At 49.2% G+C, this 26,156-nt stretch carries 14 protein-coding genes and 8 tRNA genes; 15 read left to right on the top strand and 7 right to left on the bottom strand.

Annotated features, from left to right (window positions below; translation table 11 throughout):
* Positions 1-65 precede the first annotated feature (65 nt).
* From mgtA (HMPREF1039_RS03560) to mgtA (HMPREF1039_RS03550), 3 genes are all read right to left on the bottom strand, one after another.
* Positions 66-2,813, bottom strand: coding sequence for a magnesium-translocating P-type ATPase (mgtA, locus tag HMPREF1039_RS03560; RefSeq protein ID WP_007391007.1), 2,748 nt, complete (start codon positions 2,811-2,813; stop codon positions 66-68).
* Between the two features lie 94 nt (positions 2,814-2,907).
* Positions 2,908-3,414 carry a winged helix-turn-helix domain-containing protein gene (locus tag HMPREF1039_RS03555; RefSeq protein ID WP_007391008.1) on the bottom strand — a complete coding sequence of 169 codons (507 nt, stop codon included), beginning with the start codon at positions 3,412-3,414 and terminating at the stop codon, positions 2,908-2,910.
* Between the two features lie 12 nt (positions 3,415-3,426).
* Complete coding sequence (gene mgtA / locus HMPREF1039_RS03550; protein ID WP_007391031.1) at positions 3,427-6,075, bottom strand: magnesium-translocating P-type ATPase; 2,649 nt, start codon at positions 6,073-6,075, stop codon at positions 3,427-3,429.
* Positions 6,076-6,275: 200 nt separating this feature from the next.
* Here mgtA (HMPREF1039_RS03550) and HMPREF1039_RS03545 point away from each other — a divergent pair.
* From HMPREF1039_RS03545 to HMPREF1039_RS03535, 3 genes are all read left to right on the top strand, one after another.
* A tRNA-Asp gene (locus HMPREF1039_RS03545) sits at positions 6,276-6,352 on the top strand.
* Positions 6,353-6,357: 5 nt separating this feature from the next.
* Positions 6,358-6,433: transfer RNA gene (locus HMPREF1039_RS03540), tRNA-Phe, on the top strand.
* A gap of 13 nt (positions 6,434-6,446) precedes the next feature.
* Positions 6,447-6,532, top strand: a tRNA-Leu gene (locus HMPREF1039_RS03535).
* A gap of 239 nt (positions 6,533-6,771) precedes the next feature.
* Here the strand turns inward: HMPREF1039_RS03535 and HMPREF1039_RS03530 are convergent.
* Positions 6,772-7,203 (bottom strand): hypothetical protein, encoded by a 432-nt coding sequence (locus tag HMPREF1039_RS03530; protein WP_007391002.1) that lies wholly within the window; start codon positions 7,201-7,203, stop codon positions 6,772-6,774.
* Between the two features lie 140 nt (positions 7,204-7,343).
* On the opposite strand from HMPREF1039_RS03530, the gene HMPREF1039_RS03525 reads away from it, so the two are divergent.
* From HMPREF1039_RS03525 to purB, 3 genes are all read left to right on the top strand, one after another.
* Positions 7,344-8,741, top strand: coding sequence for an NAD(P)/FAD-dependent oxidoreductase (locus HMPREF1039_RS03525; protein WP_007391042.1), 1,398 nt, complete (start codon positions 7,344-7,346; stop codon positions 8,739-8,741).
* 341 nt (positions 8,742-9,082) lie between these two features.
* On the top strand, positions 9,083-10,165 hold the full coding sequence (gene yedE / locus HMPREF1039_RS03520; RefSeq protein WP_007391024.1) for a YedE family putative selenium transporter: 1,083 nt from the start codon (positions 9,083-9,085) through the stop codon (positions 10,163-10,165).
* Positions 10,166-10,323: 158 nt separating this feature from the next.
* Positions 10,324-11,616 (top strand): adenylosuccinate lyase, encoded by a 1,293-nt coding sequence (gene purB / locus HMPREF1039_RS03515; RefSeq protein ID WP_007391043.1) that lies wholly within the window; start codon positions 10,324-10,326, stop codon positions 11,614-11,616.
* 102 nt (positions 11,617-11,718) lie between these two features.
* Here purB and HMPREF1039_RS03510 read toward each other — a convergent pair whose 3' ends face one another.
* Entirely contained in the window at positions 11,719-12,732 is a 1,014-nt protein-coding gene (locus HMPREF1039_RS03510; RefSeq protein WP_007391003.1) for a LacI family DNA-binding transcriptional regulator, read from the bottom strand.
* Positions 12,733-12,851: 119 nt separating this feature from the next.
* Here HMPREF1039_RS03510 and HMPREF1039_RS03505 point away from each other — a divergent pair, with 119 nt between their 5' ends.
* Positions 12,852-13,049 (top strand): toxin-antitoxin system antitoxin subunit, encoded by a 198-nt coding sequence (locus HMPREF1039_RS03505; RefSeq protein ID WP_007391014.1) that lies wholly within the window; start codon positions 12,852-12,854, stop codon positions 13,047-13,049.
* A gap of 75 nt (positions 13,050-13,124) precedes the next feature.
* On the opposite strand, the gene HMPREF1039_RS03500 is transcribed toward HMPREF1039_RS03505, so the two are convergent.
* Positions 13,125-13,961 carry an NYN domain-containing protein gene (locus HMPREF1039_RS03500; RefSeq protein WP_007391005.1) on the bottom strand — a complete coding sequence of 279 codons (837 nt, stop codon included), beginning with the start codon at positions 13,959-13,961 and terminating at the stop codon, positions 13,125-13,127.
* Between the two features lie 129 nt (positions 13,962-14,090).
* A complete protein-coding gene (locus HMPREF1039_RS03495) occupies positions 14,091-17,525 on the bottom strand; it encodes a pyruvate carboxylase (protein ID WP_007391004.1) in 3,435 nt (1,144 codons plus the stop codon).
* A 333-nt stretch (positions 17,526-17,858) separates the two neighbouring features.
* On the opposite strand from HMPREF1039_RS03495, the gene HMPREF1039_RS03490 reads away from it, so the two are divergent.
* The 8 genes from HMPREF1039_RS03490 to HMPREF1039_RS03455 all read left to right on the top strand — a co-directional run bounded on the left by HMPREF1039_RS03490 (position 17,859) and on the right by HMPREF1039_RS03455 (position 26,156).
* A tRNA-Thr gene (locus HMPREF1039_RS03490) sits at positions 17,859-17,934 on the top strand.
* Between the two features lie 7 nt (positions 17,935-17,941).
* Positions 17,942-18,027 (top strand) — tRNA-Tyr (locus HMPREF1039_RS03485).
* A gap of 4 nt (positions 18,028-18,031) precedes the next feature.
* Positions 18,032-18,107: transfer RNA gene (locus HMPREF1039_RS03480), tRNA-Met, on the top strand.
* Positions 18,108-18,172: 65 nt separating this feature from the next.
* Positions 18,173-18,248, top strand: a tRNA-Thr gene (locus tag HMPREF1039_RS03475).
* Between the two features lie 5 nt (positions 18,249-18,253).
* A tRNA-Met gene (locus HMPREF1039_RS03470) sits at positions 18,254-18,330 on the top strand.
* Between the two features lie 133 nt (positions 18,331-18,463).
* Positions 18,464-19,651 carry an elongation factor Tu gene (gene tuf / locus HMPREF1039_RS03465; protein ID WP_007391044.1) on the top strand — a complete coding sequence of 396 codons (1,188 nt, stop codon included), beginning with the start codon at positions 18,464-18,466 and terminating at the stop codon, positions 19,649-19,651.
* A gap of 168 nt (positions 19,652-19,819) precedes the next feature.
* The gene (locus HMPREF1039_RS03460) at positions 19,820-21,133 is read left to right on the top strand and encodes an SLC5/6 family protein (RefSeq protein ID WP_007391046.1); all 1,314 of its coding nucleotides are present in this window, start codon (positions 19,820-19,822) and stop codon (positions 21,131-21,133) included.
* Positions 21,134-21,419: 286 nt separating this feature from the next.
* Positions 21,420-26,156 carry a TonB-dependent receptor plug domain-containing protein gene (locus tag HMPREF1039_RS03455; RefSeq protein WP_007391036.1) on the top strand — a complete coding sequence of 1,579 codons (4,737 nt, stop codon included), beginning with the start codon at positions 21,420-21,422 and terminating at the stop codon, positions 26,154-26,156.

The raw sequence follows: 26,156 nt of genomic DNA, 5'->3' as shown, positions 1-26,156 counted from the left end.
GGCGGCACTCCGAAACTTTTTGCGCCTGCCGTTTCGGACGGCAGGCGCAACAGGTTCTACAGCGGTTATAATAACTGCCCGTAACGATGCAGATATATTTTTTTGATGCCCGTCGTGAGGCCCATATAGAGTGCGACACACGGAATTAAGTAGGCGAAGAAGCCTGCCGGCAACGGTAAAAAGCCGATAGCTTGCCCCATATGCGTATAGGGAATGAGGGTTAGCCCGAGGATGCCGCAGGCCGTTAAAAAGGACAGGCGGAACGAGGCATGACTGTGGATAAAGGGCAGTTTGGCAGTGCGCAGCATATGGATGACCAAGGTTTGGGTCCACATGGATTCTATAAACCAACCGGCTTGAAACATGCCGGCATAGGCGGCTTGATGCGCCGCTAAAGCGGCTCCGGAAAAATGCTGCGGCAATTCGTTATAGAGAATGCCGTGGGAGGTGCAGAGCGGGCAAATAATGAAGTACATTACTAAATACGTGGTAATGTCGAAAATCGAGCTCGTAGGTCCCAGCCAAAGCATGAACCGACTGACGGAAGAGGCGTCCCACGGACGCGGCCGGCGCAGGTATTCCGCATCCACATTGTCCCAGGGCAGGGCGGTACAAGATAAGTCGTAAATGAGGTTTAATAAGAGCAAATGCAGACTCATCATGGGCAGAAAGGGCAGTAAGGCGGCGGAGACTAAGACGGAAAACATGTTGCCGAAATTGGAAGAGGCCGTGATTTTTATGTATTTTATCATGTTGGCATAGGTTTTTCGGCCGGCAATAATGCCTTTTACCAAGACGGTCAGGTCTTTTTCCAATAAAATAATATGCGCCGATTCTTTGGCAATATCCACCGCCGTATCGACGGAAATGCCCACATCGGCGGCTTTCATGGCGCCCGCATCATTAATGCCGTCGCCGAGAAAGCCGACTGTATGGCCGGCCGTCCGCAGGGCCGTCAGAACGCGCACTTTTTGATCCGGCGTCAGGCGGGCGAAGACTTGCGTGCGGGCGGCGGCCGCGGCCAGGTCGTCGTCCGTCATGGCGGCGATTTCGTCGCCGCATAAGAGGCTTGTGCAATCCAAGCCGACTTGCCGGCAAACCGTACGGGAAACATATTCGTTGTCGCCGGTTAAAATTTTGGTTTCAATTCCGTAGTCTTGTAACGCGGCGACGGCCCGGGCGGCCGATTCTTTGGGCGGATCCAAAAAGGCCAAATAGCCGAGGAGGGTCATTTCCCGTTCATCTTCGGCCGTACAAATACCGGCTTGCGGGGGATCGGATTTTTTCGCCAGGGCCAATACACGAAAGCCTTTTTTATTTAGGCCGGCCGTTACGGCGGTAATGGCGGCAATTTCTTTGTCGGATAAAGGACGGATTCCCTGCGGTGTTTCCACGGTCGTACAAATGGCGGTCATTTCATCGACGGCGCCTTTGGTGATCATTTGTCGCCGCCCGTGACGGTCCCGCACGACTACCGACAGGCGTCGTCTTTTAAAATCGAAGGGAATTTCATCCACTTTTTCATAGTGCGTCGTACGTTCCTGCAGGGTCGACGCGTCGATTTCTTCGGCGGCTTTTTCTATAATGGCAATATCCATAAGATTTTTATAGCCGGTTTGAAAATAACTGTTTAAATAGGCATAGTGCAGGACGCGCGGATCTTCCCGACCGGAGACATTGAGATGATATTCCAGGGCCACTTTATTTTGGGTTAAGGTGCCGGTTTTATCGGTGCAGAGAATATCAATGGCGCCCAGATTTTGAATGGCGTTCAAATTTTTGACAATCGTTTTTTCTTTACTCATGGACAGCGCCCCTTTCGCCAGGGCGGCCGTGACGATCATGGGGAGCATTTCCGGGGTCAGACCGACGGCAATGGAAATGCCGAATAATAAGGACTGCAACCAATCCCCTTTGGTAAGCCCGTTCAGGACAAAGACGACGGGCGTCATGAGCAGCATGAAACGAATTAATACGCGGGTGACGCCGTTGACGCCTTTCGTAAAGTTCGTTTCTACCGGGGCCTGCGTAAGATTGGCGGCCAAGGCGCCGAACAAGGTGCGGGAACCGGTGCCGATGACCAGGGCCGTAGCCTGGCCGGATACGACATTGCTGCCCATAAAGGCGATATTGGTGTACGCCGTCATGCGTTCTTGAAAGGGATTGACGGCGGCAACTTTTTCGACCGTATCGCTTTCGCCGGTCAGGGCGGCTTCACTGACGAAAAAATCTTTGCCGGTTACAATGCGACAATCGGCGGGTACCATATCGCCGGTGGATAAATGCAGGATGTCTCCTACTACGACCGTATCCATGGGAATTTCCCGGCGCGGTTGCTGCGGCCGCAGGACGGTACAGGTGGCGCTGATCATGTCCAGAAGTTTGCCGACCGCATTGTCGCTGCGGGATTCCTGTACATAGCGCAAGATGCCGGAAATCACGATCATAATGACAATAATCAGTACCGTAACGGGATTGGTATCGGCCGGCGTATTGCCGAACAAGGAAAACATAGGAAAAATAATGTCCGTAACGGCGGAAATTAACGCTAAACAGATTAAAATAACGGTAAACGGATTAATAAAGGCATTTCGCAATAATTCCCACCGTGTTTTACTTTTTCCGTGTTCGATTTTGTTGGACCCGTATTTGAGCCGCCGGGCGGCAACGAAGGTTTCCGGTAAGCCTTCGGGCGTTGTTTCATAGCGTTGCAGCGTGTCCGATACGGGATGTACGGCGGCAAAATCAAGGGCGGATTTAGCCGCATATACCGCCTTCGGGGCGGTCGTACGGGTAGAAAAAATTTTTTTCATGATCCTCATCTCCTTTTTATTTTCTCCGGTTAGTAGTATAAAAAAAACGCAACGACTTAACATGGTTAAATCCTTGCGTTTTTCTTGTTATCGGTTAGAAACGGTCATTAAATTTGTAGCCGATTCCCCAGACCGTCAGAATGTATTGGGGACTGTCCGGCTGGACTTCTATTTTTTTTCGTAATTTGCGAATAAAAGCCATAATATTGCTGTCATCATATACATACGCATGACCCCAAACGGCAGTATAAATTTCTTCTTTCGTAAATACTTGACCGCGATTGCGGGCTAAAAAATATAAAATATCAAATTCTTTGGGTGTTAAATTGACGGGGCGATCCTGCAGGGTGACCGTATGGGACGTGGCGGAGATGGTCAAGGCGCCCAGCCGTAAGGCGGGCGGGGGCGGACCGGAAGCGTCGGCAGCGCCGGCGGGCGTGCCGTCCAGGACTACGGATTGTAAGGTGCCCCGCAGTAATTCCTGCAGATCCGCGGCCAGCGTACGGGCTGCGGGGGAGTCGGGATGGGCGTGTTGTAAGTGGGCAATAAGCCCGGTTTCCAATTCCGGATCCAAGCGAATAATACTGATATGTTTTTTCACCGAACCGCCTCCTTACAGTAATTTTTTGTATTTTCGAATATAAATATATTTGCCCGCACCGACACAGAGAATATACGCCGCACAAATTCCCGGTAAAAAGACAAAGTAGGGAGCCGGCATGGTGACCAAACCCACTACGGGCATGCCGACCGTAAAGAGCAGGCCCGTAAAGACGAAGAGCCCCGCCAGGGTGACACTCATGACCTGCCAAGAAGGACGACTTTCGATAAAGGGCATTTTGGAGGTCCGTAAAAAATATAAAATGACAATTTGCGTCCATAAGGATTCCAGGAACCAGCCGGTTTGAAACAAGCGGATATATTGTTCCTGCAGGACCGGCGGCAGGGCGGCGGAAAAAACGGGACAATGCAGGACGAGCGGAATGAACATGTAGTACAGAAAGGCGAAGGTAATGCCGTCGAAGACGGCGCTGATAGAACCGAACAGCAGCATGAATTTGCCCAAATGTTTTCCCGACCAGTCTTTCGGATAGGCAATATCTTCTTCATCGACCGTATCCCACGGCAGGACAATACAAAGGGCGTCATAAAATAAATTTAACAGCAGTAATTGCAGGGACGTCATGGGCAGGAAGGGCAGGCAAAGCCCGGCCATGACGACGGAAATAATATTTCCCAAATTGGAGCCGGCCGTAATTTTTAAATATTTTAACATATTCGTAAAGGTTTTTCGCCCTTCCCTAATGGCGGTTGCCAAAATTTGTAAATCTTTATCCAGTAATACGAGATCGGCGGAATCTTTCGTGGCCGGTACGGCCGTATCGACGGAAATGCCCACATGGGCGGCCAGTAATGCCGGCATGTCGTTAATGCCGTCGCCCATAAAGCCGGTCATGGCCGGTTGACGGTTGATACTTTGGACGATTTGCACTTTTTGTTCCGGACTGAGTTCGGCAAATACCGTGTTTTTTCGTACCGTTGCGTCGAAGGCCGCGGCATCCAGGTCCTGTAAGTCCGCCCCGCTGACAATATGCTGCGCCGGAATGCCGACGCGACGGCAGACGGATTTGGCAATTTCTTCGGCATCGCCGGTCAGCAGTTTGGGGGTAATGTGCAGGGCTTTTAATTCTTCCAGGGAAATGCGGGCCGACGGTTTGGGCGCATCGAAAAAGGCAATATACCCGAGGAGGGTCAAGTCTTTTTCATCCTGCGGACGGATGACGGTCGTGCCTTTCGGAAACGTTTTGACGGCAACGGCAATGACTTTCATGCCGTCTTCCAACATATCCTGTACGATCGTATAGACATCGGCAAAAGAACCGTTGCGAATCGGCAAGGTTTTGTTTTCATAGGCGACGGCGGTGCAGCGTTTATAAATATCTTTTAAATTTCCTTTGGCAATCAATATGGGTTGTTTTTTGGGGGCGCCCACCAGTACTGTCGCGATTTTACGGGTGTAATCGAAAGGAATTTCCGCCAATTTATGATAATATTCGGTTAAGGTGCGGTAATAGTCGGTGCGACGAGGCATGGCGGCGCAGGACAAAATGGCCGTGTCTATGGGATTGCGAATGCCTGTATGGTAAAAACTGTTGATATAGGCCAAATCCAGGACTTTATGACTTTCTTTGCCTAAAATATCCATAAAATATTCGAGAACTATATTTTCCCGCGTTAAGGTGCCCGTTTTATCCAGACAAAGCACTTGCAAACTGCCGAGCCCCTGGAGCGTATTTAAGTTTTTGACGATCGTTTTTTTGTGCGATAAGGAAATACTTCCCTTGGCCAAGCAGGCCGTTAAGACCATGGGCAGCATTTCCGGAATCAAGCCTACGGCTACGGCCAGGGAAAAGGCCAAGGCGCTGCTCCAATGGTGATCGGGAAGACCCCGTAAAATAAAAATGAGGGGAATAAAAATAAAAATAAAGCGCAACATGACATAGGAAATGGAGCGGGTGCCTTTTTGGAAACTGTCCTTAAACGGGCGGGACACCCGGGCGGCTTTTCCGTATCGGGTCCGGTTACCGACGGCAATGACCGCACCCAGTCCCGTGCCGGAGAGAACCGTCGTGGACATGTAGGCCATATCGGGCGCCGTACGACCGGCGGCCGGTGCGGCGGGAGCGGCCGTTTTTTCTATAATGCGGCTTTCGCCGGTCAGGGCGGCTTCCGAAACAAATAAATCGGCAGTTTGTAATAAGCGAATATCCGCCGGAATGGTTTGCCCGGCCGTGAGCAGGACAATATCGCCGACGACCAGTTCCGTATGGGCAATATGGCAGCACTTGCCTTGTCGCCGTACGGTGACGGTCGTATGGAGTAAGGCGCGTAATTGGTCGCCTGCATGTTTGGCTTTTATTTCTTGTGAAAATCGCAGCAGACCGCCGATGACAATCATGATGACAATAATGCCCGCCTCTACTTTCCCGCCGGCGGAAAAGCCGTTCGTATAGGAATCGGTGACATATGAAATAAAGGCGACAATGGCCAAAATAATACAAAAAGGATTAATAAACGCACAGCGTATACGATAGCATAAGGTATCGGCAGGTGCCTGCGAAAACGTATTTTCACCGTCTTGCGTACGGCGGTGGCGGACTTCTTCCGGGCGTAAGCCGTCAAGGGTTACCTGCAAGTGTTGCAATACGGCGTCGCCCGACATGGCGGCAAAATCGGGGGCGTCATGAGAATCCTGTGCCATATGGCGTTCATCCTTTCTTTTTATCAATGATTATCCTTATTGTAACACGGATTGTCCAAAATAATATAAGAAAAACCTTGCTTTTTTCTTGCTTCCCTTGTTCCGGGCAAGAAGGCGGAAAAAAAGACTTGCCAAAGAAACCATTACATGATAAAATGTTTTTTGTTCGAAGCTGGTTGCTTCGGAGGAAAGTATGATACGGCCCCGTGGTGTAGCGGTTCAACATGTCGCCCTGTCACGGCGAAGATCGTCGGTTCAAATCCGATCGGGGTCGCCATATTTGCTCAGGTAGCTCAGTCGGTAGAGCAGGGGACTGAAAATCCCCGTGTCGGCGGTTCGATTCCGTCCCTGAGCACCAACTATGTATATAGGCGGTCGTGGCGGAACGGCAGACGCGCTACTTTGAGGGGGTAGTGAACAATAGTTCGTATGGGTTCAAGTCCCATCGACCGCACCAACAGTACATAAGCGTTTCTCGAGAAATTCGGGAAACGCTTTTTTTGTTGTCGCCGAGAAGCGGGTAATGTGTCGTAATGCGGGCAGGGGAAAGCCTGCTTCGGCGATTTCCGGCAGGGCGCGCCGACCGGGCGGTTGCGGGGTAAGCGGAAGGGCTTTAAGCGGTACGCCGCCGGCCTTGCCGCAGTAAGCGGGCGGCGCCTTCCGCAGGGTAGGTCGAGCGGCAGCGGCGGCGTCTCTTCAGTTACGTCGCAGGGGAGGGGCCGTATTGCCTTTGATGATCAGGGTGCCGAGGCCGCGATATAACATATAGAGGGCGAAGAAAAAAGCACCGAGAAAAATTAAGGCGTCGTTTTCCGTGAGCGGTTGCCGCAGGGCATATACGTGCATACAGGCGAGGGTCAGCCCGGCGCCGAGGTAGGTGGACAGGGCGGCGCAGCAGGTCCGTTGCCCCCGTTCGCGGTGCCGAAAGAAGCGGCGCCGGCGATAATAGGTAAGGCCGCTCAGGGCGCATAGGAGTATGCCGGTTGCCGGACAGGCGTAGGGAAAGGGCGCCCGATAGAAACTGTATAGCAGGAAGAGGGTCAACACGAGGCTCAGGAGAAAGAGCTTTCCCTGCAAGTGTTTTTCGTCGGCGTCCGTCATTCGGTCCGCAGGTTTTACATGATACATGGCGATCATCCTTTCTTTATCGTGTACAGTTTATATGTATAAGTATAGCACAGGAAAGAAAGGAAGTCCGTCAGTAGCCTTTTTTACGGGTTCCGTGTACAATAGAAGGGAAGACAGCTATAGACGGAGGAGGATTTCGTATGAACAGGAAGGCGGTACAGACGTATGATGTCATTATTATCGGTGCCGGCCCGGCCGGCATTTTTACGGCCTTGGAGTTGGCCGATAAAGGCTTACGGATTTTAATCGTAGAAAAGGGGCAGGATATTGCGGAGCGGCTGGCTACTGCGCATAATCCCGGGGCGCGGAAAGAGGATAAAATGCGCAATGTCGTCAGCGGTTGGGGCGGTGCCGGGGCGTTCAGTGACGGCAAATTGACCTTGACTACGGAGTATGGCGGCAATTTGGACGAGTATATGTCCAAGCGGGAGCTGATGGATAAAATTCAATATGTGGACCGGGTGTATTGCCGCTTCGGCGGGCAGGATCGGAAGGTTTACGGCGAAGAAAATGAAGCGGCCATTCGGCAGCTGCAACGGCAGGCGACGGCGGCGGAACTGCGGTTGATTCCGGCCCGTATTCGGCATTTGGGAACCGATGTCAATGCGGAAATTTTGACGGCCATGCGCGCGTATTTGGAAGGCAAAGCGGATATTGCGGCGAATACGGCGGTTGAGCATATTGTCGTAAAAGAAGGGACGGCGGCCGGTGTTATGATCGGGGACCAATGGTATGCCGCCCCGTATGTGGTAGCGGCGCCGGGACGGGAAGGCTCGGAGTGGTTTGTCGGGGAAGCGGAGAAACTGGGGTTGAAATTCACTTCCAATGCGGTGGATATCGGCGTACGGGTGGAAATGCCGGCGGAAGTTTTGGAACCGATTACGGATATTGTGTATGAGTCGAAACTTATTTATTTCAGTAAGTTTTTTGATGATCGCGTGCGGACGTTCTGCATGAATCCGTACGGGTTTGTGGTAGAAGAAAATAATGACGGCTTGTTGACGGTGAACGGGCACAGCTATGCGCATAAAAAAAGTGAAAATACGAATTTTGCTATTTTAGTGTCCAAAAAATTTACGGAACCGTTCCATGAACCGATTAAATACGGAAAGTTTATTGCCGATTTAGCCAATATTTTAGGCGGCGGCGTGATGGTGCAACGGTTGGGCGATTTGTTGGACGGGCGGCGTTCCACGGTTGAACGGATTCAACGAGGACTGGTGCGGCCGACGTTGACCAAGGCCGTTCCGGGAGATTTGTCGCTCGTATTGCCGTATCGGCATTTGCAGGATATTAAAGAAATGCTGGAAGCGTTGGATAAGGTGGCGCCCGGCGCCAATTCCCGGCATACGTTGCTGTACGGTGCGGAAGTGAAATTTTACTCCAGTCGGTTGGCGCTGTCGCCGCAATTGGAAACGGCGATTCCTAACTTTTTCGCCATCGGTGACGGTGCCGGGATTACTCGCGGCTTGGTACAGGCTTCCGTCGCCGGCGTGACGGTGGGACAGGAGATTTTAAAAAGAGCGCAACACGCCTAGGCTTTTAAAAGACCGCTACGCAGGCAGCGGTCTTTTTTTTATGAAAAAACGGTCTGTATACTATGTGAAATAAGCAAGAAAAAAGTACGGCGTGCCGAGACTGTTAAAAAAACACGAAATATTACTAGGTAATAATAGCAGATGATTATAAAAAAATGAAAATAGTTAAAAAAAAAGATATAAACTGAAAATAAATTTAAAATGAAAATATATGAAAAACGGTACTTCATACAAAAGTATACTAAAAAGGTGATTTACATTTCTGAACTAATGGCATATAATGCAAGTGTGATCGGGAAGACATCACAAACGTTCAGCAGACTCGAAAGGAGGGTATTACAATGGACGTAGAAAACAAAAAGAGTTATGTAATTATAGGCGGTTTGATTATAGGTATTATTGCCGCATTATTATCGATGGCCGGTAACCCCGCCAATATGGGGTTTGATATTACAGGGTTTATTCGTGATACGGTCGGTGCGTTGGGCTTGCATCAGGATACGGGGGCGCAATATATTCGTCCCGAATTAGTCGGCCTGGTATGGGGCGCTTTGATTTTGGCGCTGGCTCGCGGACAACATAAGGCGGTCGGCGGTTCTTCGCCGTTGGTACGCTTTGTGATCGGCTTCTTTGTTACGGTAGGCGCCTTGGTATTTATGGGCGATCCGTTCCGTATGGTATTACGTATTGCCGGCGGTGATTGGAACGCTATTATCGGTCTTATCGGCTTTATTGTCGGCGTAGCGGTCGGGGTGTATTGCCTGAAGAAAGGCTTTGCGCTTAAACCGGCAACGGTTGCCGCAAAATTGGACAGTGCGTTTGCACCGATTGTTAAAATTGTGTTGTTGATTTTAGTTTGCGCCGCTCCCGCATTTATTGTGTTCTCCGACGGCGACGGCGTAGGGGCACATCATGCAGCGATTATCGCTTCCTTAATCGGCGGCTTGCTGGTCGGGGCGATTGCACAGCAGACCAAGCTCTGCATGGTGGGAACTTTCCGGGATTTGTTTATGGACCGGAAAACGACCATGCTTTGCGGGTGGATTGCCGTATTGGTAGCCGCCTTTGTGGTAAATTTACTTACCCATCAATTCCAGGGCGGTGTGGATATGCAACCCTTTGCACATACGGACGGCGTTTGGAATTTCTTAGGAATGGGCTTAGTCGGTTGGGGTTGCACCTTGTTGGGCGGCGACCCGTTGCGTCAACTGGTTCTCTCCGGTGAAGGGAATACGGATGCGGCGGTTACCGTTATCGGCATGGCTTTCGGTGCGGCTATTTCGGAAAACTTCGCGTTGGCGTCAACGGTCAGCGGCCCTACGATGAACGGTAAAGTAGCCGTTATTATCGGTTTGATTGTTGTCCTGATTATTTCGGGGTATTATATTTGCGGGAAAGGTTGCTCGCAGGAACAACAGGAATAACGCGCGTTTTCCCGACACAGAACGGTAAAAGGACGAAGCTTCGGCTTCGTCCTTTTTTTGTGTCGCGTTTTGACTATCTTCACGCATACAGTTGCGGTATAATAAAGGAGAAGTATATTTTATTGCCGACAATACGGCGGACAAAGGAGAGATTCATTGTGATTGAACGCTATACGGAAGAAGAAATGGGCCGGATTTGGACGGAACAAAATGAATGGAATACGTTAAAAGAAGTGGAAATATTGGCCAGTGAAGCACAAGCGGAATTGGGCAATATTCCGGCAGAGGCGGCCGCGGAAATTCGGGCGAAAGCCGCTTTTTCCGTAGACCGTATTCATGAAATTGAAGCGGAAACGCATCATGATATTGCCGCTTTTGTTTCCAACGTAGCGGAAAATATAGGCGATGCGGGAAAATATGTGCATTTGGGCCTTACTTCGACGGATGTGAAAGATACGGCGTTGGGGGTTATGTTGAAACAGGCTTCGGACGTATTATTGCGGGATTTGGAAGCGTTGCGGCAAGTGTTGCGCCGGCGGGCGACGGAATTCAAATATACGCCCTGCATCGGGCGCACGCACGGTATTCATGCGGAAGCGACGACGTTCGGCCTGAAGTTGTGCAATTGGCTGGCGGAAGTGGAACGGGATATAGACCGGATGCAGCATGCTAAAGAAACGATTGCTGTCGGCAAGATTTCCGGCGCAGTCGGTACGTATGCGGATGTGGATCCCTTTGTGGAAGACTATGTGTGCCGTCATTTGGGGATTGCACCGGCGCTTATTTCTTCCCAAACGTTACAGCGGGATCGGCATGCCGAATTTTTGACCGCCTTGGCGGTGATTGCCAGCTCCATTGATAAATTTGCCACAGAAATTCGTCATTTACAGCGAACGGAAGTGCGGGAAGCGGAAGAATATTTCAGTCCCAAACAAAAAGGGTCTTCCATTATGCCGCATAAACGCAATCCGATTACGTGCGAACGCATGTGCGGCCTGGCGCGGGTGATTCGCGGCAATGCACAGGCCGCCTTGGAAGATGTGGCCTTATGGCATGAACGGGACATTTCTCACTCTTCGGTGGAACGGGTCATTTTGCCGGACAGTACGATTGCTTTGGATTATATGTTGAAGACCTTCACCCGGGTTATAGATAAGTTGCTGGTATATCCGGAAAAGATGCTGGCAGATTTGAATTTGACGGGCGGCCTGATTTACAGTCCTATTTTATTGAATACGTTGGTGGCCAAAGGGGCGGTACGCGAACAGGCGTATCGTTGGGTGCAGCGAAATGCCATGAAACGTTGGCTGGAAGGGGAAGATTTCCTGGAAAATCTCAAGCGCGATGAAGATATTGCCAAGATTATGACTCCGGCGGAAATTGAAGCCTGCTTTGATGTACATAAGATGCTGCGGCATGTGGACACGATTTTTGCCCGGTTCGGGTTGTAAGATCGGAAGCGCGGTTCGTAAAAAAAGACGGTATGCGAAAAGCCCCCCGTACGTCGGTTTGCGGGCCGACTTCGGGGGGCTTTTTTCGTCGCGTCGGGTTTTTTATTCCGGTGACGATTGGCGAATGATTTTGGTGCCGTCCACATAGAGCACGGTAGGATTGGGGCGTCTTTTTTCCAGTAAATCGACGGCCAGGCGCAGACAGGCGGCGCCGATTTCGCCCATCGGAATGTCGATGCGGGAAAGGGACGGTACGGCGTAATCATTTACGGCCGGGCTGTTAATTCCCATGGTGAAGACTTCCAGCTGTTGCGGAATGGCAATTTGCAGATTATGGCAGGCGTAGAGCACGCCGTGTGCTAACAGATCGGATTCACAAAAGATGGCGCGCGGCAGGGCCTGCGCGGCATGTAACCGGCGAATTAACGCGACCGCGTCGCCGGCATGGGGCGAGCAGCGCAAAATATGGTCGGCCGCCAGCGGATGGCCGTTTTGACAAAACGTGTTTAAAAACCCGTGCGTCCATTGACTCATAATGGGCAAGTCCGCGTTATGCGTGAGAATGGCGGCATTATAGACTTTTTTTCGGAGAAAGTGGCGCGCCACCCGGCAGCCCAACTTGTAATTATCCATGGTGACACTGCTGTAGTAGGGCGATTCTCTATTAAACAGTACGACCGGATACGTCAGCCGGCAATGTTGCAGGTAGTCCATATCTTTATCGGAAGTGTTGGCGATGATAATACTGTTAAAAAATTCATTTTGCAGGGATTCCATCTGCTCCTGTAAATGATCCGCTTCATACGGTACGACCGCCAAATGAACGACGTTATGTTGGCGCATAATTTCCTGCTGAATACCCAGGGTAATACGGGCTAAATAATGAATCCGGAAGTCGGTGGCCCAATAAAAGGCGATGGCATAATGCCCTTGTCCGGCGGCGCGTAATTTTTTGGCCGACTGATTGGGCACATAGTGTAATTTTTGGGCAATCGCGTGAATGCGGGCCTGCGTTTCGGTGGAAATTTTGCGCGCCCCGCCTTTGCCGTTCAAGACGATGGAAACGGTGGCAATAGAAACGCCGGCTTCCCGCGCAATATCTTTGATAGTAGACATGGACCTCTCCTTATACATGATAGTACTTGTATTGTGACATAAAAGCACGCCTTTTTCAAGGCGGTCGCCGCGAGGGCGACGACGAGCGGGCAGGAAGGCGCAAAAAAGGGGGAAACTATATGGATGAAACGTTGCGGAAACAGGCGGCGGCTATTTTTCAGCGTCTGGGATTGGCGGAAGACGAGGCGATTACGTTGTTTTATAAACGTACAGTCGCGGCGGGAAAACTTCCTTTTGCCGCCGCCGGGGAGCGTAAAAAAGATATACGGAAGAAAAAAAGGATGAATGAACGGTTTGCGGAATGGGATGCCCGATAAGGGGTTTTTTCCGGAAACCGGGAACGCTTTTTTCGGAGCGAATAAACGGGGCACTCTGCAAGAGTGCCCCGTTTATTAAGTACGCGTATGTTTATGATGATAATGGGAGCCCTGTGAAGGCGGTCGATGTTGAATTTTCAGCTTGAAATAATTGTGTTTTACGGTTTTATTTTTATCATCCGTAATGGTATTGACTTCAAAAATACCCAAGGACTCAATAAAAGGAACAAATTTTTTAAAGCCGAAATTACGCACATCGAAATCGGAAAATTGTTTACTCAACAAGTTACCCAAGGTGCCTGAAAAAATCCACCCCGTATCATCGGAGTTTTCATCGGCCAGTTTGATAACCGCTTGTTTGATGATAATAAAATCTTTTCCCGGTGTCGTATCGGTGCGACGGACTTCGGGACTTTTTGCCGCTACGCTGTCCGTATCCGTCGGCGTGTCGCCGGTCGCCGTTTCTTCTTCCGCTTCTTCCACTAAAATATCCAGATACAAAAATTTATTGCATGCCGAAATAAAGGAACGGGGCGTTTTACTTTCGCCCATTCCCAGGACATATTTTTGCGATTCCCGTAAACGGGATGCCAAGCGCGTAAAATCACTGTCGGAAGAAACAATGCAAAATCCGTCTAAATTACTTTGATATAATAAGTCCATCGTATCAATAATTAATGCGGAATCCGATGAATTTTTACGAATAGTATTACTGTACTGCTGTACGGGTTGAATGGCGTTATCCAAGATGGTCGTGCGCCATGAGGCCATTTGCGGGGTAGTCCAGTTGCCGTAAATTCGCTTGTAAATCACATCTCCCAAATTGTTGGCTTCAGAAAGAATGACTTCAATATATTTACTGGAAATATTTTCCGCATCAATGACGACAGCCAATTTCATTTCATGATCCATAACTATATATCCTCCTTTCTGTATTGTAGCATTAGTGAACAAAAAAATAAAGGCGCACTCCGGCGGCATATAAAAGGCCCCTCGCGCCGGCGGCTGACCGTCGCAGCGAGGGGCCGGGGACAACGCCTGTCAGTCGACTATTTCCAATAAGCAATCGCCGCTGATAATGGCCTGGCCTTTGGCGGCGTAAATTTCCCCGACGGTACCGTCAATGGGGGCCGTAATGGTGGTTTCCATTTTCATCGCTTCCGTGACCAATAAGGGATCGCCTTTTTTTACTTTTTGGCCTTTGGTGACGAGGATATTGACTACCGAACCGGACAAGGTGGCGCCGATATCGCCGGGCACTTCGGGATCGGCCTTGCGTTTGGTTACGGTGTGCAAATCAATGCTTTTATCCGGGACTTGAATTTCCCGTTCCACGCCGTTAAAGAGGAAAGTAATCGTACGGATTCCGCTGTCATCGGGATCGCTGATATTAATCAGGGTAATAATCAAGTCTTTCCCTTTTTCGATTTCTACATGCAGTTCTTCGTTCTTTTTCATGCCGAAGAAGAACGTGGGCGTATCCAGCACACTGACATCGCCGTAAACTTTCAGCTTTTCATTATAGTCGCGGAATACTTTGTCATATTGACAAAAGGCGCTGATATCTTCGTCTTCGTGTTTATAGCCCGCATCGGCCAGTTTTTTGCGTACGCTTTCAAAATCAACGGGCGGCAAGGTTTTGCCGGGACGTTCACACAACGGTTTTTTGCCTTTTAAAATAATTTTTTGCAGACGTTCCGGAAAACCGCCGTACGGAACGCCCAAGTATCCTTGGAAAAATTCCACGACCGATTGGGGGAAATCCAGAATGTCGCCTTTGTCGTATACATCTTGTTCGGTTAAATTATTTTGTACCATAAACAAGGCCATATCGCCGACTACTTTGGACGACGGCGTTACTTTGATAATATCGCCGAACATCATGCTGACCGTATGGTACATGGTTTCGATTTCATGCCACCGGTCTCCCAGACCCAACGATTGCGCCTGCTGTTGTAAATTGGAGTATTGACCGCCCGGCATTTCATGCTGATAGACGGACGTATCCGGATAGGCCTTCGCCCGATCGACTCCTTTATAATAGGGGCGTACGGTCGCCCAATAGCGGGACATTTCTTCCATGGCGTGTACATCCAGCGGCAGACGGCGTTTGTTGCCGGCTAAGGCATAGTAGACCGTACTCATACTCGGTTGGCTCGTGCTGCCGGCCAAGGCGGAATACGTGGCGTCAATAATATCGACCCCGGCATCGACGGCACGGCATAAGGTGCCTACGGCATTGCCGGCACCGTCGTGCGTATGCAGATGCACCGGTACGGACAGGGCCTCTTTCAAGGCGGTAATCAGCCGGTAGGAAGCTTCCGGCTTGAGCAGACCGGCCATATCTTTGATGGCGATAATGTGGGCGCCGGCTTTTTCCGCTTCTTTGGCCATTTTGACATAATAGGCCAAGTCATATTTGGCACGCGCCGGATCCAGAATATCGCCGGTATAGCATAAGGCCACTTCGGCAATTTTTCCCGTATCCCGAACGGCCTGAATGGTTTCGTACATATTGTCCAAACTGTTGAGGCAATCAAAGATACGGAAGACGTCAATGCCGTTTTTGGCGGCCAGCTGCACAAAATGGCGTACCACATTATCGGCATACCCCGTATAGCCGACGCCGTTGGCTCCGCGAATTAACATTTGTAATAAAATATTCGGCGCTTTTTTACGCATTTCCCGCAACCGTTCCCACGGATCTTCCTGCAGGAAACGGTAGGCCACATCAAAGGTGGCGCCGCCCCAACATTCATAGGAAAATAATTGCGGGAGTTTTTTGGAGGACGCTTCCAGGACGCGCAACATGTCAATGGAACGAATTCGCGTGGCCATTAACGATTGATGAGCATCGCGCATGGTCGTATCCATCAAAAAGACCGTGTCCTGTTCTTTTATCCAACGGCAGAATTTTTCGGCGCCCAGGCGGTCGAACTGCTGCTTGGTGCCGGCGGGAAATTCGCCTTCCGGTACGGTCGGCAGTTGTAAAGGCGCGAACGACGGCTTGTCTACATGCCCTTTGCCGTTATACCCGTTAATGGTGGTTTCGCCGATATATTTCAGTAATTTGGTGCCGCGATCCTGTACGACCGGCAAATTAAATAATTCCGGATGATCGTCAATGAAGTTGACGTCATAGGACCCGTCTACAAATGACGGCGTACGCAATACGTTGATTAAAAATCCTATATTGGTTTTTACGCCGCGAATACGAAATTCTTTCAAAACGCGCAGCATTTTTTTTACGGCGCCCGCATGGGTTAAGGAGTAGGCTACGGTTTTTACCAGCAGCGAATCATAATAGGGTGTAATGATGGCGCCCGTATAGGCATTGCCGCTGTCCAGGCGGATGCCGAAACCGCCGCCGCTGCGGTAGACCATGATTTTTCCCGAATCGGGCATGAAATTGTTCATCGGGTCTTCGGTGGTAATGCGGCATTGAATGGCATTGCCCAGGCATCGTACCGATTCTTGCGAGGGAATGCCGATTTCTTTACTGTTTAACGCATACCCTTCGGCTACCAAAATCTGCGTTTGCACCACATCGATGCCGGTGATCATTTCCGTAATGGTATGTTCCACCTGTACGCGCGGATTGACTTCGATAAAATAGAAATTTTCATCGGGCGTGACGAGAAATTCCACCGTGCCGGCATTGACGTAATGTACGTTTTTCATTAACGTAATGGCGGCGTCGCAAATTCGTGCCCGTAACGCCGGAGGCAGAGAAAAGGCCGGCGCCACTTCCACCACTTTTTGATGGCGGCGCTGAATGGAACAATCCCGTTCATGCAAATGAATGACGTTGCCGTGTTCATCGCCCATGATTTGTACTTCAATATGTTTCGGATTTACAATACATTTTTCCAAATAAATTTCATCATTGCCGAAAGCCAATTTGGCTTCCGATTTGGCGCGATCGTACGCCTCCTGTAAATCCGCCATGTTGTTTACCATGCGCATGCCGCGGCCGCCGCCGCCGTTGACGGCTTTGAGCATAATGGGAAAGCCTACTTCCTTGGCGAACCGTTTTACTTCTTCATAATTCATGACCGGCCCGTCACTGCCGGGAATAAATTGAATGCCCGCTTTTTTGGCTTGAATACGGGCATTGATTTTATCGCCGAACATGATTAAATGTTCTACACGCGGTCCGATAAAAATAATGCCTTCTTCTTCACAGCGTTTGGCTAAATCGGCATTTTCCGATAAAAAACCGTATCCCGGATGAATGGCATCGACATCATGTTCGTGCGCAATGCGGATAATATCTTCAATATCCAAATAGGCGTCAACCGGTTTTTTTCCGGCGCCTACCAAATAGGATTCATCGGCGCGAAAACGATGGAGCGATAATGAATCTTCCTGGGAATAAACGGCAACGGTGCGAATGCCCATTTCATTACAGGCACGAAAGACACGAATGGCAATTTCTCCCCGGTTGGCCACTAAAACCGAACGAATTTTTTTCATGAAAACACCCTCCTGATAATTGCTATACCCAAATCCAGCGTCTAAGAAACGGTATGCGTTCTTCTTTTTCACTGTATTTTCCATTATAGCAAAATTGGCGTACATTACAAGGCAAACGGGACGGGAAGCAAAATAAATACTGTATACAATAGGATACAATAGAGCGGTTAAACGTAAAAAAAGCGGGGGCGGTTGCAATTTTAAACAAGTGTGGTATAATAAATAAGTCGGAGTTTTTCATCCGTAAAAATTCCGCGAGAAAATAGGAGCAGGGTCTTGACAAGAATATCTATGCCTAGTATAATCAGTTGTGTTCTCTGATGTAGCGAACAAGCCGACGTAGCTCAATTGGTAGAGCAACTGACTTGTAATCAGTAGGTTGTAGGTTCAAGTCCTATCGTCGGCTCCAATTATCAGGTGGGGTTCCCGAGCGGTCAAAGGGAGCAGACTGTAAATCTGCCGGCTTTCGCCTTCGAAGGTTCGAATCCTTCCCCCACCACCAATGACGCGGGGTGGAGCAGTTGGTAGCTCGTCGGGCTCATAACCCGAAGGTCGCAGGTTCAAGTCCTGCCCCCGCTACCATACTTTTTTTGTTTCCCGAAAGGGAAAGCACGATAATACTATATTGTTGCTTTGAACGGTAATAGGCTGTTGTAGCTCAGTCGGTAGAGCGTATCCTTGGTAAGGATAAGGTCACCGGTTCAATCCCGGTCAATAGCTCCACACATGGCGGCTTAGCTCAGTTGGCTAGAGCATACGGTTCATACCCGTAGTGTCCAGAGTTCGAATCTCCGAGCCGCCACCACATCATAACCTCGTAAAAAACGAGGTTATTTTCTATATGCAAATTATTTTTTCGGAAAAGAGAGAAAAAAATAATATTGTGTGGTAGAATACAGGTAGTCAATATATTGATCCTAAAGGAGGAATCGAGTGCTATGGCAAAAGAACATTATGAAAGAACCAAACCGCATGTTAATATTGGAACCATCGGTCACGTTGACCACGGTAAAACCACGTTAACGGCTGCGATTACAAAAGTATTGTCGAAAAAAGGCTATGCCAAGTTTGAAGATTATGCCGATATCGATAAGGCCCCGGAAGAACGGGAACGCGGTATTACCATTAATACGGCGCATGTGGAATACGAAACGGACAAACGGCATTATGCGCATGTGGATTGCCCGGGCCATGCCGATTATGTTAAAAACATGATCACCGGCGCGGCACAGATGGACGGCGCTATTTTGGTTGTTTCCGCCGCCGACGGCCCTATGCCGCAGACTCGTGAACACATCCTCCTGGCTCGTCAGGTCGGCGTACCGGCAATTGTTGTTTACCTCAACAAAGCCGATCAGGTGGATGATCCGGAACTTATTGAATTGGTGGAAATGGAAGTACGGGAATTGTTGTCTTCTTATGATTTCCCCGGCGACGACGTGCCGATTATTGTCGGTTCCGCATTAAAGGCTTTGGAAGGAGATGCGGAAGCGGAAAAAAGTATTCTGGATTTAATGGATGCTGTAGATTCGTATATTCCGACGCCGGATCGCCCGACGGACAAACCGTTCCTGATGCCTGTTGAAGACGTCTTCACCATTACCGGCCGCGGTACGGTGGCCACGGGTCGTGTAGAACGCGGTACGGTTAAAGTCGGTGATACGGTGGAAATCGTAGGCTTGGCGGATAAACCGAGAGAAACGGTAGTTACGGGCGTGGAAATGTTCCGTAAATTGTTGGATTTGGCGGAAGCCGGCGACAACATCGGCGCCTTGCTTCGCGGCGTGGATCGTAAAGAAATCGAACGCGGCCAAGTATTGGCAAAACCCGGTTCCATTCATCCGCACACCAAGTTCAAAGCGCAGGTATACGTGTTGACGAAAGATGAAGGCGGTCGTCATACGCCGTTCTTTAACGGCTATCGTCCGCAGTTCTACTTCCGCACCACCGACGTAACCGGCGTTATTCAATTACCGGAAGGCACGGAAATGTGCATGCCCGGCGATAACGTAAAAATGGACGTGGAATTAATCACGCCGATTGCTATTGAAGTAGGCTTGCGGTTCGCTATTCGTGAAGGCGGCCGTACAGTAGGCGCCGGCGTTGTTTCGGAAATTGAAGCGTAAGATAGGCGCGCAACAAGACTGTTTCCTTACAGAGGAAACAGTCTTGTTTTTTTATTTTTATAAGATTTTTTCGGTTAAAACTTTTCAAAAGCATAAATTTTCTGTACAATGGAAAAATAAACAGTAGTAAATCCCCGCAACAATTCTGAGAATATAGGAGGATGCAAAATGGCTATAGCGGAGAGAATTTGGGAAGAACGAAAATTCAGAGAGCAATCCGGTTTGAGTAACGAAGCGTGGCGACAGGCTACTCGCTTCAGCGGCATTGATTTGGGCTGGATTATTATGTGTGTCGGCATGTCGTTGGGAGCCGGCATTATTTTTTTACCGGTGCAGGTGGGGTTGTCCGGCGTGTTGATTTTTTTATTGGTGGCGCTTGTCGGCTATCCCATTGCGTATGAGCATCAAAAATTGTACTTGAATGTTTTGGCGGAAGCACCGCAGTGTGAAGACTTTGCCGGGGTCATTTCCGGCTATTTGGGAAAAAATTGGGGATTCTTTTTAGGTGTACTCTATTTCATATTTACGACGATTTTAATTTTTTTATATTCGACGGCCTTAACGAATGACAGCGCGTCTTTTTTAGTGACCTTCGGGGTTACGAAAACGGTGTTGTCGACCAATATTCTGTACAGCCTGGCCATTATTTCTTTTTTAGTACTGTTGGCCTCACAAGGAGAAAAAGCGCTGATGAAAATTTCCTCGGCCATGGTCTTTACCAAAGCCCTGGTGATTGCCGCCCTGGGGGTGATTATGATTCCCTTTTGGCAAGCGGCCAACGTGTTGATTCCGCCCGATGCTCTGTATGTGGTCAAACACTTTATTATTCTCTTGCCGTTTATTGCTATGTCCATTGAATTTTTTGTCGGCTTGGGACCGGTGACGATTTATTATCGCGGCCGGGAAGAAAATAAAGCGGTTGCCCATTATCGTTCCTTGCGGGTGTATAAAACGGCCTATTTATTTTTAGTGGGGTTGGTTGTGTTTTATACGGTTTCCTTTAATTTCGCCATGAGCCATGAACAAGCCTTGCAGGCATATACTGCCAATATTTCCGCCCTGGCCTTGGCGGCGGCGGATATGGACGGTTCGCTGTTTAAAATTTTAAATTTGGTGTTGAATATTTTTGCCGTTGTTACGGCCTATTTTGCCATGTTTTTGGGATTTCGCGATGCCTGTCGCGGCATTGTGCTGAATGTGTTGAAACGCTTTATTGACGAAACGCGGCTGCCGAAAAAATTGCTTACATACAGCATCAGTGTGTTTTGCATTCTGCTTTGTTGGGGAATTACTGTGTGCAATATTCCCATTTTGCGGTTTACGCCCGTTTTGGGCGGACTGATCGGGATTATTGCCTGTTTTTTACCGGCCTGGTTGGTGTGGAAACTGCCGTTTTTCAGCGCCTATAAAAATTGGAAATTAATACCGATTGTTTTCATGGGAATTATACTGGTCATTTCTCCCTTTATTGCCTCGTTATAATTTTTCGCGGAAACATAATCTCCCCCGCCTCTTGTTCGGACAGGAGGCGGGGTTTTTTGTGCGCTTTTTGGCGGCGGCAGTCGGGAGTAAGGCGGATAAGGCACATTAAACAGAGAATAAATATCAAAATACTTGTTAAGTATACATGTTGGGTGTATTATAAAGCGGGGTAGTTATGTAGCAGTACATATTGAATTTGACATTGTCGCGGAGGGGCTCGTTGCGGGTATTTCGCAAGGAGTGCGGCAATTCGTTTATATAGGCAGACAAGAGAGGAGTATATAGGATGAACGAGAAACGAATGCGTATATCTCGTACTGCCGCCTTATCCGGAGCCATCTTTGCATGGTTGACAATTTCGGGAGGGGCAGTCGGCGCCACGGCAGCCGTGACGACCGGAAATGTCCATGTACGGGCAAATGCGGTACAAGAAAATGCTAAGAATGATTCACAAAGTATCAGTGTCATTACGAAAGCGGATATCAATGAAATTCGCGCTAAATCGGCGGAAGATGTGGTATTCCGACAAACCGGGGTGCTGCGAACGGTAGATGCCATGGGGAATGTGGGCGTATCCATTCGCGGGGCGGAACCGCGGCATACGCTGATCGTCGTGGACGGACAACCGGTAATGGGATATTTATCAAAATACAGAGGCGCCGGGGATGCGTTGCTGCGTATGGGCGCGGAAAATATTGATCATATGGAAATCGTACGCGGCGCTTCGTCGGCAAAATATGGCGCCGATGCCATCGGCGGCGTGATTGATGTCCATACGAAACAGCCGTCGTCCAAGGCGGGTGCGGAATTGGGCATGGAATTTCGCTATCGCAAGGATTTTCGCGGCACCTCTTTGCCGATGAATTACTATTTTCGCGGCGATACGGGTCGGGTCGGCAAACTGAAGGTGGCCGTTACCGCATCCAAACGGGATATCGACCCGATTAATTCACAGGACCGGGTATATACAAAAGGCGTCAACTGGTATAATGATTTTCAACCGTCGCTGCGCTATTACGGCGAAATAAAAAATGCCGGTATACAAGGAGAATATGCCGTCAATAATCGGCAGAAACTGTCCTTTCAAACCATGACGGAACGGGAACACCTGGAACGGCGGAATAAATCGGTCGATCCGCGGGCTGCGCTGGTATCTTTTTTTGAACCGATGCAGATTTTTAAACGCGTACGACAAGGCGATACGAACCGGATTATGTGGGAAGGCCGGAACGGTCGTACGGATTGGCGCTTGCAGACGTCGTACGGGAAGGTAAAGGAACAGGATATTACTTTGCTCACCTATTATGACAAAGGGAGTGACGCATACGGCGGTTGTAATGATTTAGGCGGTGTCGATTGGCTCAAACAGAACCGTTGGGCCGTCGATGTTACGGCGAATACGGCGCTCAATGATCGGCATATCCTTTCTTATGGTTTGGGGTACAGTCGCGAAACGGGAGAAGGTTCGCGCCTGAAAAGGGCACCGCATACCCGCGTAGAAACCATTGATCCCTGGGATTATGATAAATCGCTTTGGGTAGCGGATAATACAGCGATGAAAGATGATAAGCCCCATTCACATGTTCATAATTATGCGTTGAAAGAAACCGCAAACGGGTTCATTTGGGATAAGAATAGAGAATATTACGGGACATCGGAATTGCCGCCAATTACGTATGAAGAGGCAAAAACAATGGCCCTTTCTTTATTGATGGGAGCACCTGCATCTCCGGATCTTGCCGCTCGGTATGCGAAGTTTAAAACAATATTGGAAAAAGAGAATTCGCCGGCGCTTATCGGGAAAGATATGTATCATTCCGCCATGTCTCCTTTGGTGTATTTCGGTACTTTAAAGGAGTTCCCCGGTATGGTGCCTCCGGATTTTCCGCAAGATTTACGATATAAAGGAAAGCTTTACGGAGAAGAGTTTAAGGAACGACAAAATCAACTTCTTATAGGAAAAGCGTCTATTAATAAGAAATATGCGTACTTGCAGGATACGTGGCAGATATCGGATCGGCTGCGCGTAAGCCCTATTCTCCGTTTGGATCACAGCAACTTGTTCGGAAATCATGTGACGTTTAATTTAGGCGGCGTTTATACCGTCGGCAACAACCGACGCCTTAAAATGAATGTCGGTACGGGCTATGCCGAACCGGGATTGGCGGAGCTGTATTACAGCTGGCAAATGTTCGGCGGTGCGGGCGAAGCCCATCCCGGCTGGTATTGGTTGGGAAACCCGCAGTTACAGCCGGAAAAATCATTTAATATCGATGTATCGTTGGAAGGGGAAAATAAAAACACGTATGCGCGGATCGGCATTTTCCACAATCATATTCGGGATTATTTGGCACCGTATTTTACGGGACAATATATTGACTTTGACTTTATTGCGGCTGCCGACCGTCGCCCCATTTCTATCGATCGCATTTATCGTTTCCGCAACATCGGCAGCGCCGATATTACCGGCGTGGAAGCGGAAGTACGTCATCAATTTACGCCGGCCTGGAGCATAAAAGCGGGGTATACGTATTTACATGCCGTTAATAATTCGGAAAGCGATTTGCCGAAGCGGTTGACGGACAGACCCGTCCATAAGGTGGACCTTTCGGTGACGTATAACAACCGCAAGAAGGGGATTCGGGCGACCATATGGAGCGATTATTATATTCGCATGTTGGACAGTAATTCCGGCTATGTGCAGGATCCCTATAAAAAAGATAAGAACGGCAATTATATTAAGCAGCAAGCGAAATATAAAGAAAAGACGTTCGGCCTTTGGCATATGTTGGTAGAAAAACAAATCAACAAGGATACTGCCGTATACTTGGGCATTGATAATCTCTTTAATCATCACGATGATGAACGGGCCTATCAGGAACGTTCGTACCGCTTGGGGATGCATATGAAATTGGCGGATATAGCGGCGCCGTTTACTGACGGTGCTCAGTCTTGGGGGCAATGGTCCGGGGAACCGCAGCCGTTTATTTCCCGGTATGCTTTTGCCTCGTCCGCGCCGCGGCATCTCTCGCTTTGGGGGGAATACGATGTTCGCAGCGAATCGTTTACCGGGGAAAACAAGGCGAATATGCGGCTGACGAAAGAAACGGCGGCGACGGCGGACGCGGCTCGCAATAATGCGGACGCTTCGTTCCATGGCAGCCGGCAACGGTTGCGGTTGGGACTGGCGTATGCGCTTACTAAGCACGTGGAAGTGAAGGCCGTAGGACGTATGGGTGCAGAGGATACGTCGCGGGAAGCGGGATCGCGGGGACTGACGCCGGCCCGTTTGGAAACGGCGGAAGTGAATATAAAACATCCCGCTTGGGACTATACGATCGGACGGATACACGAAAAGATGGGCGTCACCGGCTATTGGTTTAATAAAGAGTACGACGGTGTGCGGCTGGTGTATACGGATGCCGCACATGGGTGGCAGACCCGCCTGGGCTACGGTGATTTCAGCCGTACAACGGGGCACGTAGACAGTGCGTACAATCATAAAGAACATGGAGTTATTCATCGGGCGCCGACGATAAATGAATTATTCGGGGTTTATGCCGCTGATGACGGTATTCATTCGGTACCGATGATTTATCCTATGAAATATGATCCTAACGGTAAATATAATTATCGGGAAAAATTTAATCATGCCGGAGAAATACAAAATGAAAAAGGGGAATGGATACGGGATCCCAAGCTTTCGGATGTGGAAATTGCCCGCAGAAAACTGCAGGTGGCACAAGAATGGTTGCAAATTGTGAAGAAAGTGGATTATCCGGATGCGGATACATTGAGGCAGAAAGCGAAAAGTGAAGGAAAAATGTATCGTTCGGCGTATGACGAAATTATTGACAAGATGACGCAGCGGAAAGAGTTGGACATTTATTATGGAGATGCACAAGTACGACTTCCGGACGGTACCATTGAAGATTGGTATGCGCATGAAGAGAACAGAGAGAAAAAAAGAAATGAAAAAGATGCGTGGTGGGTACAACGATATGGGAATGCAGTGGTACGCGATGCCGTGAGGAAGGAAGTACTTAAAGTTCCGGATCGGAATTTTAGTCCGGAAGAGCGGTTAGAAGAAAAAAATATTCGCCTCATGATGAGTGATTATTATGATCGTATCGTTGCTCACTATAAAAATGAGAAACAAACGGGCTTTCAGTTTATAAATGCCCGCACCGGAAAAGTATTAACACGAGAACAGCAAATAGATAAATTTTTTGCCGGGTTTGTAGGTAATCATATGTTTGTTTATGACGATACGTCGCCGGGACATGCCGAACCTAATGTCGGGGATTTTGTAAGTAGCGTGTTTTATAATATGCTTGGTGATATGTATGATCCTAATCATGGAACCCCGGTGCCTTTGTACGGTGCTCCTAAATCAATTACGCAAGAAGGGTATTTGTTAGCGCAGGATAAGATTCCCGCCATGGAAAGAGCCGGGTATATTCAATTGAAGAAGCAGGTCACGCCGACAGTAGGGTTGGAAGTATGGCATGTACGCTCGTTAGGGGATAAGAAGATTATTCACGGAACCGATATGAAGGTGGCGAATGTGGTTGCTGCGGGCATACAGGCTAAGGTGGGCAAGTATGCGCAACTTTCTGCCGAATACGGGGTGAATTTCTCTTCGTTGGGTAAATATTTCCACGGCGGTCATACGTACGGTGTGCCTACCGATACGGGAACGGCTCCCGCTTTCGGCGTAGTACGGCTGGATATAGGCCGGGCGGATACGGAACGCCGGGGCAGTTGGCAGGCTTATCTTGATTATAAGGCGTTTGCTCATGGTGCTTTCTTTGGTGGCACGGGAGCAGATGTACCGGATCGTTATTTAGATGGTATTCGTTCGTTTACTTTCGGTTTCAGTTATGTGCCGAGAAAGAAGATGTTGTTGCAAGGGTTCTATACGTTTGGCGCCAAAGGGTTGCAAAAACGGGATACGCTGTATACGCCGGAAAACTTCTCTTTAGGAGACTATGTGCGGTTGCAGGCTACGTATCGTTTTTAA

This window comes from Megasphaera lornae, from assembly GCF_000214495.1.
GTDB lineage: Bacteria > Bacillota > Negativicutes > Veillonellales > Megasphaeraceae > Megasphaera > Megasphaera lornae.
Note: the sequence above shows the minus strand (reverse complement) of the source record. Positions and strands in the feature narration are given on the sequence as shown.

Bases quoted from the DNA above. Each gene is read 5' to 3' on its own strand.
- mgtA (WP_007391007.1), bottom strand. From the start codon at position 2,813: ATGAAAAAAATTTTTTCTACCCGTACGACCGCCCCGAAGGCGGTATAT.
- mgtA (WP_007391031.1), bottom strand. From the start codon at position 6,075: ATGGCACAGGATTCTCATGACGCCCCCGATTTTGCCGCCATGTCGGGC.
- HMPREF1039_RS03530 (WP_007391002.1), bottom strand. From the start codon at position 7,203: ATGTATCATGTAAAACCTGCGGACCGAATGACGGACGCCGACGAAAAA.
- HMPREF1039_RS03525 (WP_007391042.1), top strand. From the start codon at position 7,344: ATGAACAGGAAGGCGGTACAGACGTATGATGTCATTATTATCGGTGCC.
- yedE (WP_007391024.1), top strand. From the start codon at position 9,083: ATGGACGTAGAAAACAAAAAGAGTTATGTAATTATAGGCGGTTTGATT.
- HMPREF1039_RS03510 (WP_007391003.1), bottom strand. From the start codon at position 12,732: ATGTCTACTATCAAAGATATTGCGCGGGAAGCCGGCGTTTCTATTGCC.
- HMPREF1039_RS03505 (WP_007391014.1), top strand. From the start codon at position 12,852: ATGGATGAAACGTTGCGGAAACAGGCGGCGGCTATTTTTCAGCGTCTG.
- HMPREF1039_RS03500 (WP_007391005.1), bottom strand. From the start codon at position 13,961: ATGGATCATGAAATGAAATTGGCTGTCGTCATTGATGCGGAAAATATT.
- HMPREF1039_RS03495 (WP_007391004.1), bottom strand. From the start codon at position 17,525: ATGAAAAAAATTCGTTCGGTTTTAGTGGCCAACCGGGGAGAAATTGCC.
- tuf (WP_007391044.1), top strand. From the start codon at position 18,464: ATGGCAAAAGAACATTATGAAAGAACCAAACCGCATGTTAATATTGGA.
- HMPREF1039_RS03460 (WP_007391046.1), top strand. From the start codon at position 19,820: ATGGCTATAGCGGAGAGAATTTGGGAAGAACGAAAATTCAGAGAGCAA.
- HMPREF1039_RS03455 (WP_007391036.1), top strand. From the start codon at position 21,420: ATGAACGAGAAACGAATGCGTATATCTCGTACTGCCGCCTTATCCGGA.